Annotated in this window: 12 protein-coding genes; 7 read left to right on the forward strand and 5 right to left on the reverse strand. The window is 58.0% G+C overall.

The window, feature by feature from the left end; translation table 11 throughout:
- Positions 1-7: 7 nt before the first annotated feature.
- From ACQY4Z_RS17920 to ACQY4Z_RS17930, 3 genes are read left to right on the forward strand one after another with little or no spacing between them, the layout of a single operon-like run.
- Positions 8-913 (forward strand): dihydrodipicolinate synthase family protein, encoded by a 906-nt coding sequence (locus ACQY4Z_RS17920; protein WP_428529602.1) that lies wholly within the window; start codon positions 8-10, stop codon positions 911-913.
- Between the two features lie 2 nt (positions 914-915).
- Positions 916-2,415 carry an aldehyde dehydrogenase gene (locus tag ACQY4Z_RS17925; protein WP_428523521.1) on the forward strand — a complete coding sequence of 500 codons (1,500 nt, stop codon included), beginning with the start codon at positions 916-918 and terminating at the stop codon, positions 2,413-2,415.
- Positions 2,415-3,752 (forward strand): NAD(P)/FAD-dependent oxidoreductase, encoded by a 1,338-nt coding sequence (locus ACQY4Z_RS17930; RefSeq protein ID WP_428523523.1) that lies wholly within the window; start codon positions 2,415-2,417, stop codon positions 3,750-3,752. The genes ACQY4Z_RS17925 and ACQY4Z_RS17930 overlap by 1 nt, the downstream gene beginning before the upstream one ends.
- A 53-nt stretch (positions 3,753-3,805) precedes the next feature.
- Here the strand turns inward: ACQY4Z_RS17930 and ACQY4Z_RS17935 are convergent, their stop codons facing one another.
- Positions 3,806-4,828 carry a permease gene (locus tag ACQY4Z_RS17935; protein WP_428523525.1) on the reverse strand — a complete coding sequence of 341 codons (1,023 nt, stop codon included), beginning with the start codon at positions 4,826-4,828 and terminating at the stop codon, positions 3,806-3,808.
- Between the two features lie 91 nt (positions 4,829-4,919).
- Here ACQY4Z_RS17935 and ACQY4Z_RS17940 point away from each other — a divergent pair, with 91 nt between their 5' ends.
- A complete protein-coding gene (locus tag ACQY4Z_RS17940; RefSeq protein ID WP_428523527.1) occupies positions 4,920-5,771 on the forward strand; it encodes a LysR substrate-binding domain-containing protein in 852 nt (283 codons plus the stop codon).
- A 19-nt stretch (positions 5,772-5,790) separates the two neighbouring features.
- Here ACQY4Z_RS17940 and ACQY4Z_RS17945 read toward each other — a convergent pair whose 3' ends face one another.
- From ACQY4Z_RS17945 to ACQY4Z_RS17960, 4 genes are all read right to left on the reverse strand, one after another.
- On the reverse strand, positions 5,791-6,525 hold the full coding sequence (locus ACQY4Z_RS17945; RefSeq protein ID WP_428523529.1) for an SDR family NAD(P)-dependent oxidoreductase: 735 nt from the start codon (positions 6,523-6,525) through the stop codon (positions 5,791-5,793).
- Complete coding sequence (locus ACQY4Z_RS17950; protein WP_428523531.1) at positions 6,522-7,253, reverse strand: SDR family NAD(P)-dependent oxidoreductase; 732 nt, start codon at positions 7,251-7,253, stop codon at positions 6,522-6,524. Before ACQY4Z_RS17950 ends, ACQY4Z_RS17945 begins: the two co-directional genes overlap by 4 nt.
- A gap of 15 nt (positions 7,254-7,268) precedes the next feature.
- Positions 7,269-8,372 carry a mandelate racemase/muconate lactonizing enzyme family protein gene (locus tag ACQY4Z_RS17955; protein ID WP_428523533.1) on the reverse strand — a complete coding sequence of 368 codons (1,104 nt, stop codon included), beginning with the start codon at positions 8,370-8,372 and terminating at the stop codon, positions 7,269-7,271.
- A gap of 111 nt (positions 8,373-8,483) precedes the next feature.
- Positions 8,484-10,031, reverse strand: a complete 1,548-nt coding sequence (locus ACQY4Z_RS17960; protein ID WP_428523535.1) for a trimethylamine methyltransferase family protein — start codon at positions 10,029-10,031, stop codon at positions 8,484-8,486.
- A 419-nt stretch (positions 10,032-10,450) separates the two neighbouring features.
- Here ACQY4Z_RS17960 and ACQY4Z_RS17965 point away from each other — a divergent pair, with 419 nt between their 5' ends.
- From ACQY4Z_RS17965 to ACQY4Z_RS17975, 3 genes are all read left to right on the forward strand, one after another.
- Positions 10,451-12,061, forward strand: a complete 1,611-nt coding sequence (locus tag ACQY4Z_RS17965; protein WP_428523537.1) for an ABC transporter substrate-binding protein — start codon at positions 10,451-10,453, stop codon at positions 12,059-12,061.
- A 186-nt stretch (positions 12,062-12,247) separates the two neighbouring features.
- On the forward strand, positions 12,248-13,204 hold the full coding sequence (locus ACQY4Z_RS17970; RefSeq protein WP_306147334.1) for an ABC transporter permease: 957 nt from the start codon (positions 12,248-12,250) through the stop codon (positions 13,202-13,204).
- Between the two features lie 10 nt (positions 13,205-13,214).
- Positions 13,215-14,279, forward strand: coding sequence for an ABC transporter permease (locus tag ACQY4Z_RS17975; RefSeq protein ID WP_428523539.1), 1,065 nt, complete (start codon positions 13,215-13,217; stop codon positions 14,277-14,279).
- The last annotated feature ends 1 nt before the right edge of the window (position 14,280 follow it).

Consider the following 14,280-nt stretch of genomic DNA (forward strand, 5'->3'; position numbering starts at 1 on the left):
ACCAAGACTGACTTTTGAGGGTATCTATACGCCTGCCGTGACGCCTTATGATGCCGATGGCAATGTCGTCTGGGATGCGCTGGAGAAGGTGATCGATCACCTGGTCGACAGCGGCGTTCATGGCGTGATTTCGGGCGGTTCAACGGGCGAGAACTATACCCAGACAGTGGAAGAACGTCTGGAACTTGCGCAGTTCACAAAGGACAAGCTAGCGGGACGTCTTCCGCTAATCGTCGGTACGGGCACTATGCGCACGCCGGACTCCATCGCTTTGGCGGAAGGTGCGGCAAAGATGGATGCCGAAGCTGTCCTGGTGGCCACGCCGCCTTATGCGGTGCCGACGGAGAGGGAAAATGCGCTTAATGTCCTGACCATCGACCGGGCGGCGGATCTACCGATCATGCTTTATAATTATCCGGGCCGGATGGGCGTCAACATGGGCGAGGAGTTCCTGGACCGGGTTGGCCGGTCCCGCAATGTTTGCGCCATCAAGGAAAGCTCAGGCGACATCAACCGGGTGCATCTGCTGGCCCGTGACTATCCGCATATCCAGATGTCATGTGGCATGGACGACCAAGCACTGGAGTTCTTTGCCTGGGGTGCGCGGAGCTGGGTTTGTGCCGGTTCCAATTTCTTGCCCGAGGAACATGTCGCGCTCTACCAGGCCTGTGCGGTCGAGGGCGATTTCTCCAAGGGGCGCAAGATAATGTCGGCGATGATGCCGTTGATGCGCGTCCTGGAGCAGGGCGGCAAATTCATCCAGTGCGTCAAGCACGGTGTTGAGATGAGTGGTCTTTATGCCGGACCGCCGCGCCCCCCGCTGAAGGCGCTGAACAAGGACGACAAACGCCAACTCGAGCAGGTTGTTCGCGTGTTGAAATCCACCATTGATGACATCACGGCAGGAGCGTGACCATGACCGATCTTCTGACGCGTGACGAGTACAAGGCTCTGGCCGCCAAACTCACTTTGCCGACCAACGCCTTTATCGATGGCAGCTATCGGCCGGCACAATCGGGAAAGACATTCTCAAGCGTAAACCCGGCCACGGGTGAGACGCTGGCCGATATAGCGGCCTGCAGCTCTGAGGATGTCGACTTCGCTGTTTCAAAAGCGCGCGATGCATTTGAAGACGGGCGCTGGTCGAAATTGTCTCCCGGTGAACGGAAGGACGTTCTGATCCGCTTTGCCAAATTGCTCACCCGGAACCGGCGGGAACTGGCGGTGATGGAAAGCCTCGACAGTGGCAAAACCATCTTCGACTGCGAGACCGTCGATGTTCCGGAGACAATCCATTGCCTGAAATGGCACGCGGAGGCGATCGACAAGATCTATGATCAGGTGTCCCCTGCATCGGACGACCACATCGCGATGATCGTGCGTGAGCCGATTGGTGTGGTCGGTCTTGTGCTGCCATGGAACTTCCCGCTCCTGATGCTGGCCTGGAAAATCGGGCCTGCGCTGGCAGCAGGTTGTTCGGTGATCGTCAAGCCGGCGGAGGAAACCTCTCTAACGGCGCTGCGCATTGCCGAACTTGCCATGGAGGCGGGCATCCCCCGCGGTGTCTTTAACGTGGTGCCGGGTACCGGTCCGGAGGTCGGCGAGCCGCTCGGGCGGCATATGGATGTTGACATGGTGTCCTTCACCGGATCGACCGAAACGGGACGCAGGTTCCTGCACTACGCGGCAGACAGTAATCTGAAGGAAGTCGTTCTAGAGATGGGCGGCAAGAACCCCAGCGTTGTTCTGAAAGATGCAGACAATCTCGATCGTGTTGCAGCGCATGTGGTCAATGGCGCATTCTGGAACATGGGCGAAAACTGCTCGGCGAGTTCGCGCCTGATCGTCGAAGAGGAGATCAAGGACGCGCTGATGGAGCGGATTCTGGCTCATACCCGTGAATGGACCCTTGGCGATCCGCTTGATCCGGAGCACCGGGTCGGTGCGCTTGTGTCGAGTGCGCATTTCCAGAAAGTCAGTTCTTATCTCGACACGAACGCCACCGTCTTGATGGGCGGCAAAACCCATGGGGAGGCCTACGTAGAACCTACCGTGCTTGAAGTCGAGGCACAGTCTTCCATTGCCAAGGAAGAGATCTTCGGACCGGTTTTGAGTGTTCTGACCGTGCGTGGGTTTGACGAAGCAATTGCCATGGCCAACGCCACTGAATACGGCCTTGCCGCATCGATCTTCACTTCCAACACCAAGAAGGCCCTGCGCGGCGCGCGGGCAATCCGGGCAGGGACCGTTACGGTGAACTGTTTCGGCGAAGGCGATATCTCGACGCCCTTCGGAGGTTACAAGCAGTCCGGGTTTGGCGGCCGTGATAACAGCCTTGCAGCCCATGACCAGTACACCCAGCTGAAGACAATCTGGGTGGATCTCGCCGACGACGAGGACGAGGCGGTCGGCTGATGCAGCGGGCCGCCAAATGCCTGCCAAGTTTGCAAGGGCCGGCGGCCTGGAACCGGATTCTGCCGGCACCGCTGCGGCCGCAGGTTCTCGGCGAGGACCTCACGGCGGACGTCACCATCATCGGTGCAGGCTTCGCCGGGCTCAGCGCGGCGCGTCGGCTGACGCAGATCGATGCCGGCTTGAAGGTTGTCGTATTGGATGCCTTGCCCATCGCAGAGAGCTCTGCCGGACGCAATTCCGGGTTCATGATCGATCTGCCGCATGAACTGACATCAGAGGACTATGCCGGGGCTGGTGACGACAAGTCCCTGATAGCCCTCAACCGTCAGGCTATCTATTTCGCACGCGAAGCGGTAGACGAATACCAGATTGACGCGAATTATTTCGATCCGGCGGGCAAGGTAAACGGTGCTGCCAGCGTGAAGGCTGCCGCTCATAACAAGAGCTATGCGCACCACCTTGCCAGCCTCGGCGAAGACTATGAACTGCTTGACTCGCGCCAAATGACGGAGCTGACGGGAAGCCGTCACTATCTTGGCGGGCTCTATACCCCCGGCACCGTGATGTTACAGCCAGCAGGTTATGTGCGCGGTCTGGCATCCGGGTTGAGACGGGCCGGCGTATCACTCTTTGAAGAGAGCCCGGTAACCTCGTTCTCCAAGCAGGACTCGGGCTGGCTCGTCGTGACGCCCGGCGGCAAGGTTTCAACTGGCAGGATCATTCTGACAATCAATGGTCATCTGGAGAGTTTCGGTTATGAACGTGACCGGTTGATGCAGCTGTTCTTGTTTGCCGTGATGACCCCGGAACTCGATGAAGATGCTTTGAAGAAACTCGGTGGACAGCCTCGATGGGGGATCACTCCCTCCGACCCGATGGGCACGACCTTAAGGCGGATCGATACCGGTCAGGGCGGCAACCGGATTGTCACACGCACTTGCGCAGTTCTGAAGCCGAACATGAAGCTGGAACAGGCGCATGTCGACCGCGCAGCCAGGGTCATGCGGGCCAAGTTCGATCGGCGATTCCCGCAACTGGCCGGGGTGAAGATGGAATACCAATGGGCCGGACATCTGTGCCTTTCCATGAACGGTGTGGCTGTGATGCGGGAGTTGGACGACGGTATCTATTCCGGGTGTGTTCAGAACGGTCTTGGCACCGCGCGCGGAACCCTGACCGGGATGGGCGCCGCGGAACTTGCCCTCGGTATCGAGAGCGACATCACGCGGCATTTCGGGGCGGAGTCTTCGCCCAAAAAACTGCCGCCGCAGCCGTTTCGCGAACTCGGAGCCAATGCCGTATTGCGCTGGAAGGAATGGCGGGCTGCTGACGAATAGACGGGCCACGCCAAAAGTATCCTAAAAACCATCAGCCTTTGGCTGTTCAAGACTCAATAGACCCAACCGAAGGCATAACCGGCGAGCAGGGAGCCGGTGATGGCCAGCGCCAGGTAGAGCAAGAAGGGACGTAGTCTGAGCACGGGAAAGATCGCGAGCGCTCCCCAGATGCTGACGACGCCTCCAGAGACGAGGAAAGCCATCGCCGCGCCTGGGGACATGCCGTTGTCGACGAGACCGCGCGTGAGTGGCAAGGCGGCGTAGCCGTCAATATAGGCTGGCGCCCCAACAAAAACGGCAGCGGGGATCGCCCACCACTTGTCCGCGCCAACATACTGCGCGAGAGAGCCCGGTGTCAGCGCCTGGTTCAAGGCAAATTCGGCAAAGAAAGCCGGGATCAAGCAGATCAGGATCAGCCGGGTTGTGGCGAATCCCTGTCGGAAGAAGGTTTCGCGCCGGTCTGCGTTCTGCCAAACCCTTGGCGAGAAGCTGGCCGCTCCACAGCAGGTTGTTGTCTTGAGGGACGAGGCCAGACCGTTTTTTCTGAGCGCCGACTGACCGGATTGTCCGGCCGTCAGAAATGCCGTCACGGTGCCGCCGAAGAGGCCAAGGCCGAAAGCTGCGACGGTTTTGCCAATGGCAAAGATCAGCCCCAGGGTTGCTGCCGTTGTTGCAAGCATGGCCGGGTCGGTGACCGGTGACGATAACCAGAAAGCCATGACGGGTGCCAGCGGTACTCCCGCTGCCAGAAGGCCGACCATCAGGGGCAGAACCGTCACGCCGCAGACTGGCGTGATCGCACCGATGGCCGCAGCGGCCATGACGGCACGTGCCATATGGCCTTCAAAGGCCCGGCTGATGATCTGGTCGGCGCCGCTGGCCATGATCCAGGCCGTGAGCAGGATGCCCGGCACGACGAGTGGAGCCACGGCGAGGAGACCCTCTAGGGTGTAGACCAGGCCGTTCCAGGTAAAATGCGGCCACAGCCATATCATGATCGCAAAGGCCAAAAGACCAAACCCGGCAAGATGCAGGCGCGTCGGACGCGAGAATGATGCGGCTGTCTGATCTGTCATGTCGGGTCTCCTGAGCTTGACGAGATCATGATAGATATGCTGAATTCATCAGTAAAACGAATATCATTAATATCGGATATCGGAAAATTCGATGAATAATCTGGACAGTGAGTTGCTCAGAACTTTCCTGGCGGTGGCAGGAACGGGCAGCATCACTGAAGGGGCTCGTGTGATCGGCCGGTCGCAATCCGCCACCAGTCTGCAGATCATGCGTCTGGAAGAGGTGGTGGGACGTCCCGTCTTTGACCGGACGGGGCGCGGGGTATCCTTGTCGCAAACCGGTGAACAGCTTTTGCCAGTCGCACGGGAGGTTACCGGTCGTCTAGATGTGGCGCTCCGAGAAATCACCGCGGACGGGTTGCGCGGCAGGCTGCGGCTGGCCATCCCGGATGATCATGGCCAAACCAGGCTTGCGGCCATCCTCGGAGCGTTTGTGCAATCTCATCCGCAGGTGGAATTGGAGGTGACCTGTTCGATCAGCACGGAGTTTCCGGAAATGATTGCCAGGGGACAGCTTGATCTCGCCGTCTATGAAGTGGAGGTATCGCAATCCTTTGAGGAGGTGATTTACGTGGATCCGACCTGCTGGGTCTGCGCGAAACACTTGTCATTGCAGAATCAGGCGGTGGTGCCGATTGCGCTGTTCGACCGCGCTTGCTGGTGGAGGGATGCTGCGATTGCGGCACTTGAGAAAAGTGGGCGGCCGTACAGGATCGTCTTTTCCAGTCAGAGTGTTGCCGGTGTGACGGCGGCCGTAGAGGCTGGCATTGCCATCGGCTTGCTCGGGAAGTCCTCGATCGGACCACAATTGCGGACGCTTGGAACACAGGACGGCTTTGGCGAGACCCCCGCGTCCCAATTGGTGATCGGCACCTCTGCAGAGGCAGACAGGGATCTTGTTGTCACCATGTCATCCGCCATCCGCACGGCGTTTCAGAACTGAGGACGAAGTTTTTTTGGCGTTAAGGTAGGCTGAGCCGGGTCATGCGACCGCCGTCAACGGTATAGATCTGGCCGGTGATGAAGCCGCTTTCTTCCGCGGCCAGGAAAGCAACAAGCGCGGCCACCTCTTCCGGTGCGCCCGTTCGGCCGACGGGATGGATCTTGCCAATATCTCGCCTGAAGGCTTCGGGGTTGGTCTGGGCCGCGATGAAATCCAGATTCAGGTCAGTATCGATCCAGCCTGGGGCAACGGCGTTGCAGCGAATACCGTCCTGGCCATGGTCAACCGCGATGGCGCGGGTCAAGCCGTGCAGTCCCGCCTTGGAGGCAGCATAGGCGGAATGATGAGGATTGCATCCTATGCCTTCGATTGACCCGACATTGACGATCGTGCCTCTGGTCATGCGCAGATGCGGCAGGGCATGTTTGACCAGGAAGAATGGGGCCGTGAGATTGACGGCCAGGCTGCGCTGCCAGTCCTCCAGCATCATGTCCTCTATCGTGGCCTCTTGCATCAGGCCGGCATTGTTCACAAGAACGTCCAGCCGTCCCGATGCGGCAATGACAGCCGGGATCACTTGTGCAAGGGCCGCGCTATCAGAAAAATCGGCAGACACATGTTCGAACTCCGGGTCTTTGCCGCGCTGGGCTGTGAACACCCGGGCGCCTTCCCCGCGTAATCTTTCGGCTACGGCCTTGCCGATGCCGCTGCGCCCGCCGGTCACCAGTGCCGTCTTTCCCTCAAAGCGCGTCATGCGACCGACTTTCCGCCGTTCACCTCAATGAGGGAACCGCACATGTACCGGGCTGCATCGGAAGCCAGAAACAGCACCACATCTGCAATGTCGTCAGGCTTGGCGATCCGGCCGAGCGGCACGGTCATGCCGAGGTCCTTGATCGCCGTTACCGGATCGAAGCCCCGTTTTTCGAAGCCGGTGCGCAACATCGGCGTGTCGACTTCATTGGGGCAGACCGCGTTGATCCTTATGCCTTGATGGGCGTGATCGCGGCCCATGCATTGGGTTAGCGATGCAATGGCCGCCTTTGTCATGCAATAGACTGCGTGATTGGGACCCGGGTGCACGCCCCAGCAGGAGGCGAGATTGACGATGGCGCCGCCGCCGGCCTTGGCGAGGATCGGAATGCCTGCCCGGCAGATTCGGAAGGGCGCTTCTACATTGACGCCGACCGAGAGCGACCAGTCCCGGTCGCTGGTCTCAGTAACCGGACCGCGTGTGATTACCCCGGCGTTGTTGATGATGATATCAAGACCGCCGAGCGCCTTGGCCGCAGCGCCAGGAAGACTGTCTGCATAGACCTGATCCAAGAGGTCGCCGGTAAGTTCCGCCTCAGCTGGGATGCCGTGGCAATTGAAATCGGCAACTGCGACCAAAGCGCCTTCATTACGCAACATTTTGGTGATCACTTGCCCCATACCGCCGGCAGCACCGGTCACGAGCGCTTTCTTTCCGGTAAATCGCATTAGTTTCTTCTCCCTTTACCAAGCAGCGATCGGGGCGCCGAAGCGGATTTCGTCAATCTCAACACCGAGGCCGGGGCTATCGGGAACGCGGATGTGACCATCCCTTATTCGAACACCCTCGTTGGGGCCGTAGCTCCCCTCGATCATTGGGGCGGCCAGCCAGACACCTTCCAGCAGGGACGGTTTGACAGTGGCTGCGATCAGCGTGCACGCCGCCGATATGATGTCGCCACCCCAGGCGTCATCGCAGGTATGGGGCAAATTGACCGCCTCGCAGATATCCCGGAACGCAGCCATCTGCTGCAGTCCGCCTATGCGTGTGACCTTCATGCCGAACCCGTCGACGAGTCCGGTTCCAGCGGCACGAATGACGGTGGCGAGATCGACGCTGCTTTCATCCATGTAAAGCGCGTGCTGGATCTGCGGGCGAATTTTTTCCAGGTCCTCGATCCGGTTACTGGGTTGTTCCAGAACAAAAGGTATATCGGGGCATTCCCGGCACACACGAAGGGCATCCCGCGTCGTCCATCCTCGATTTCCGTCAACCGCAAGGCGCATACCGGTGCCCGCGATTTTCTGCCAGACCTTGCGGATACTCTCGATGTCCACGTCAACAGGCCGTCCGCCGAGCTTGATCTGCAGACGTTGGTAGCCCTCCTTCTGCTTTTCCAGCGCAAGACGGGCAATTTCATCCGGGTCACCGACACCGAGCGCGTAATAGGAGGGAACCATTTCTGTGATCGCACCGCCGAGCAGTGTCGCGGCGCTCACGCCGAGGTCTTTGCCGAGCAGGTCATGGATCGCGATGTCGATAGCCGCCTTGGCATAATTGTGGCCGTTCAGAGCCCCGTTCATGGCTCTGACAACAGTCAACGGCTGCACCTCCACTCCGATCAGTGCCGGTGCCATCTGCTGAAGCGCCGCTTGGGCGCCACGCGCGTGTGCTTCGGCATAGGTCGGTCCGACCGGACAGGTCTCGCCCCATCCGCTGAGACCCGTATCAGATGTCAGTCTGACGAGGGTTGTCTGCAGCGACCAAACCTCGGCATTGGCCATCTTGTAGGGGCCGTTCTTCACTGGCAGGTCGTGCCGGTAAATCTCGATCGAGGAAATCTTCATGGAACGTCCTGAAACGGAAATCGCAAGATCAGCTGAAAGCTGGTCGTTTTGGGGCTGGTCCAACATCCTGTCTGCGCGCTTCGACGCAGGATACTCTTGGCTGGTTAGGAATTAGAATTCTTGGTTTAAGGCATCTTCGGCCGGTATTTCCCGTTCGCGACGGGCAATATAGTCCAAGAGAGCCTCGTTCTTCGCTTCGTCGAGCTTCGGTTCCTGATACTCCAAAAGGAGCTTGCGGGCCTGGGTCAGGGCACGCTCTGTGATTTCGACTTCGCCTTCCGCCTTCCATTGTTCGATCGAATTGTTGTCGAACATGTCTGGCATGAAGAAGGCCCGCTGGAAGTTTTCCTGGGTGTGGGGGTGACCAAGATAGTGACCGCCCGGACCAACATCACGGACCGCTGCCAGCGCTTCGTCAAAGTCGTCCCAGCGCGGACCTTCGGCCATGCGATAGGCCATGGCGCATTGCTCTGCATCGACAATGAACTTTGCAACGGAACAGTGCATGCCGGCTTCGTTCCAACCGGCTGCGTGCCAGATGTAGTTGGCGCCGGCATGGATCACGGCGCTCAAAGTTGCTGCGCTCTCATAACCCGCTTGGGCATCGAAAGTCTTGGCGCCGCCGAGCGACCCGGAGGTGCGCCAAGGTACATTATAATGGCGCGCCAGCTGACCGATTAGGAAGTTCATCAGGCTGATTTCCGGCGTGCCGGCCATTGGTGCGCCGGATTTCATGGACACTGTCGAGAGATAGTGGCCGTAGATCGCTGGCGCGCCCTTGCGGATCACCTGGGTGTAGGCGAGCGCACTCAGGGCTTCCGCGTTCAGCTGGGCAACGGCCGGCACCACCGAGGCCGGTGTGTTGGCTCCGCCGAGCACGAAGGGGGAGCACAGTACCGGCTGGTTCCGCTTTGAAAAGGCGCGCATGGCGCCAAGCATGGTCTCGTCCCAGACCAGGGGAGAGTTGCCGTTGCAGTTGCCAGTGGTGACCGGGTGGTCTTCCAAATAATCCTCTCCGAAGAGGAGGGCGCACATCTCCATGACGTCTTGGGCATTCTTGGGGCTTGTTGTCATGCCCATGAAAGTCTTGTCTGAATGCTTCATTGACGAATAGGTGATGCGCAAGTGGCGGTGGCTGATTGGATGGTCATAGGGTTCGACTATGTGGTGCGCGCTGGAATGCATCGCAGGCAGCATGTGGCTGAGCTTGTGGAACATCGCGAGATCTTCCAGCGTCGGGTTGCGGCGCTCGTCGTTGAGATCCCGAATGAAGGGGGCACCGGTCATGGGCACGAACATCGACCGGTTGCCACCAAGCGGAACGTTTTTTACCGGGTTGCGGGCGTGATACGTGAAGCTGGAGGGGATCGTACGGATAAGCTCGCGTACCAGGCCACGGTCGAGATAAACCCGTTCTCCATCCAGCTTGGCACCAGCGTTGCGCCAGTCATCCAGCGCGATGGCGTCCCGGAAGATGATGCCGACCTCTTCCAGTATTTGCATGGACGCGTTGTCGAGGCGTTCAATCTGATCCTGATCCAAGGGTTCGCACAAAGGCAGCTTTCGGGTGAGACCCGGCAACATTTCGTGATCAGGGGCGGTGCGAAGGGCTCGGCGGCCGGCACGGCCTCCGCTTCGGCTGCGCGTTGCGACACTCATAGGGGGGCTCCGAAGATGGTTCACTTCCCGTCAGGATGCGCGAGATGAGGTGCGGCAACGCGCGGTAAACCGAACTTGAACAGCATTTTCCGACATGGGTAGCGAATATTCGTTCGTCTGCAATCAGAGTTGCCGCAGAATTTCCAAAGCAGATGATAATATAGGCTGAGTGATTTTTTGCCGAACAGTCAAAATTTAAGGATGCGGCAAATAATGCTGCTCTGCACAATCGATGAGCGGCCGGTCAACATTAAAAATTTTAAATGATGGATTTTGTCAGAGGGGTGGCCGAGGCGGCGGAGTTCGTGTTTTGTTATGTACATGTCGCAAACGAGCATCGCAGATACTAAAAAATTTTCGGATGCTATGTTTGGGAATTCTACTGTCGACAGCTTTTAATGATCCAGATGGGGAGACAGATGACCAAAACCGAAGACCAAGAAATGATTAATCGGCTCGAAAGCGCGGCCCGCACCGGAGGCATCACAAAGCGTGAGTTTATCCGTTATTCGGTGCTTGCGGGTCTGACGGCCTCCACTGCAACGGGCCTATGGTCCGCCAAGGCGAAGGCGCAGCCGAAAGCTGGCGGCACCTTCCGCTGGGGCTTGCATGACGGAAACACATCGGACAGCCACGATCCAGGCACTTATCTCACCCGCCAGATGATCTTCATGGCGCACACGTACCGTAGCTTCCTGACAATGATCATGGGCGACGGCTCTCTCGGACCAGACCTGGCCGACAGTTGGGAAGCCAGTGCGGACGCCTCCGAATGGACATTCAAACTGACGGAAAACGCCAGCTTCCACAGTGGCAAGAAGTTGACGGCAGACGACGTGATCGCGTCGCTCAATCACCACCGTGGTGATGCCTCGACATCTGCGGCGAAAGCTCTTCTGGCAGGTGTGACCGACATCAAGAAAGACGGTGATTATACTGTTGTGGTCTCGCTGTCCGGCGGTAATGCCGACTTCCCGTGGCTGATGACCGATTACCATCTTTGTATTTGCCCAGCGAATGACGACGGCACGATCGATTGGGAGTCCGGCGACGGTTCCGGTCCCTACAAGATCGATAACGGTGAATTTGGCGTTCAGTTTAACCTGAGCCGGCACGATGGCTGGCATCGCGAAGGGGCCTATTTCGATAAGGTCGAGATGATCGTTCTGAATGATCCGAATGCCCGCCAAACCGCTCTGATGACCGGTGATGTTGACGCGGTATCGCTGATCGAACTGAAAACGATGGGGCTGCTGCAGCGCAATCCCAATATCAAGATTCATAACATCCCGTCCGCGGGCGCCATCACAATGCCGATGCATTGCAACGCCGCGCCGTTCGACAATGTCGACGTGCGCAACGCGTTGAAACTGGCGATGAACCGTGATGAGATCATCGAGAAGATCGCCTTTGGGGCTGCCACTAAGGGCAACGACTTCCACCACTCCCCAGCGCAGCCCTATTGGCCGGATGACATTCCACAACGAGAATATGATCCGGACCAGGCAAAATCTCTTCTGAAGAAAGCCGGTGCAGAAGGGCTCACCATCAACCTGTCGACGGCGGATAGTGTTTACGCTGGTGCTGTGGATATGGCAGTTCTTTATGCCGAACAGGCCAAGGCGGCAGGCATTAACATCAACGTCGTACGTGAACCGAACGACGGCTACTACTCCGATGTGTGGTTGAAAAAGCCGTTCTGTCTGGTCTCCTGGGGTGCTCGTCCGACACCGGATGTGATGTACACGCTGGCGTATAAGGACGACGCCGCGTGGAACGAATCCTTCTGGCAGAATGAGCAATTCAACAAGCTGCTGTTGCAGGCAAAAGCGGAACTGGACAATGCCAAGCGCGCGGACATGTACCGCGAGATGGCAATCCTGGCGAAAGACGACGGCGGGACGATCATCCCGTTCTTCAACAATTTCGTTTACGCCAACAGCACCAAGGTGGGCACGCCGGACCAGCTGGCTGCCAGCTGGGAAAATGATGGCGCACGGGCGGCAAGCCGCTGGTGGTTCGAGTCCTGATCCTAATACGGAGCGGCGGAGAGAATCCGCCGCTCCGTTTATGACATGGACCCGAAATCGGTTCGGTTCATGTTGCTGTCGCGTCGGGGCCTTCTGCCAAAGCAGAGAAAACAAAGCTGACAAGGGGCGCCTGACTGCCGTCCGGACTTGGATGTGAGGTTCGGGCTTCCTGTTCTGGAGGGACAAATGGGGGACATCCTACAGCTGGTCCTAAAGAGACTTGGCTTAGGTTTGGTCACGCTTCTCGTGGTTTCAATCCTGATCTTTTTCGCGGTCGAGCTGCTGCCCGGCGACATTGCACAGGCCGTTCTAGGTCAGGGGGCAACGCCTGAAACCGTTGCAGCTCTTCGCGAAAAGCTTGGCCTCGATCAACCGGCCATCTTTCGCTATTTCCAATGGCTCGGCGGCGCCTTGACGGGCGACTTTGGTGTCTCGCTGGTATCCGGCGTCAGCGTTGGGGAGGCAATCGGCGAAAGGTTTGTGAACACGCTCTTCTTGGCGACATATGCTGCCGTTATCGCTGTGCCGATCTCCATAATTCTCGGAGTGATTGTTGCCTTGCTGCGCAATACCCTATTCGATCGGGTTGCGAACGTTGCGACGCTGACCTCGATTTCTTCTCCCGAATTCTTTCTCGGATACATCCTGATCCTGTATCTGGCGGTAAAGACACAGTATTTTCCTGCAATCGCGAGCATAAGCCCCGACATGACCTTCGGAGAATTGTTGCATCGGACTTTCTTGCCCGCATTGACACTTGTGTTGGTGGTCACTGCGCACATGATGCGGATGACACGGGCTGCAATTATCAACCTGCTGGCATCGCCCTACATCGAGATGGCACGGCTAAAGGGTGTTCCGCCCTGGAAAATTATCGTGAAACACGCCCTGCCGAATGCCTGGGCGCCGATCATCAACGTCGTTGCACTCAACCTTGCCTACCTCATTACCGGTGTGGTTCTGGTCGAGGTCGTTTTTGTCTATCCCGGCATTGGCCAGCTTCTGGTGGATGCGGTAGCCAAACGTGACTTCCCCATTGTTCAGGCATGCTGTCTGATTTTCGCTGCAACCTTCATCCTGCTCAACTTGGCAGCTGATGTGGGAGCAATCCTGACCAATCCGCGTTTGCGGCATCCGAAGTGAGGGCAGCGAAATGAGTACATTTGTTATTGCTTACTATGCGCTGCTGATCGGCGGATCCTGCCTGGCGGCGTATTTCAAGAAACGCGAGCTATTTCTGCTGATTTTCTCTCTGACCCTGGTGTCGTTCGTGATGGGGATCATCGGCGGAGTAGGGGCTCTCAGATTTGTCACAATAGCTGCCGGGATTTTGGCATTGGCGGCCGGGACATCCTATGCCTTCCGAGAGTTTCTCATAATTATCGCACCAGAAGGAGTTGCCAAGGAGCTGAGAACGGCCCCGCTAACCGCCGCTTTTGGCATGTTCGTAATCTTCACCTATGCGATTGCCGGTATATTTGCCCCGGTTATTGCACCGTTTGGCGAAGCCGAGGTCATCTCTTCGGCGTTCGCGCCAGCGGATGAAAACATGTTGCTGGGTGCAGACCAGCTCGGGCGGGACATGTTTAGCCGGATCATTTACGGCGCGCGCAACTCGGTCGGTCTGGCGCTGGTGGCAACAACGCTTGCCTTCGTCATGGGGGCGTTTGCGGGTTTGCTTGCAGCAACAAAGGGTGGCTGGTTCGACCAGTTCATGGGCCGCTTTGCCGATGTGATCATGTCCGTACCGTCACTTATCTTTGCGCTTTTGATGCTGAGTATCTTCGGCACAAACCTCTTGGTGATTGTCGTCGTCGTTGCGGTGATCTATTCGCCGCGCGTTTTCCGCCTGACCCGCGCGGTTGCTGGCAACGTTGTCGTGATGGATTACATCGAGGCCGCAAAGCTAAGGGGGGAGGGGACTTGGTATCTGATACGCAAGGAGATCCTGCCCAATTCAACAGCGCCGCTGATTGCCGAATTCGGCCTGGAGTTCTGCTTCGTGTTCCTGTTGATCGCGGGTCTCTCCTTCCTTGGTCTGGGCATTCAACCACCAACTGCCGATTGGGGGTCTATGGTTCGTGAAAACGCGACCCTGATTTCTTTCGGCGAATTGACACCGCTGATCCCTGCGGCGGCCATTGCGCTGTTGACGGTTGCGGTCAACTTTGTCGTTGACTGGATGTTGTTCCGGTCCTCCGGCCTGAAGGAGGTTTGAT

It is taken from the genome of Roseibium sp. (assembly GCF_965276855.1).
Lineage (GTDB): Bacteria > Pseudomonadota > Alphaproteobacteria > Rhizobiales > Stappiaceae > Roseibium.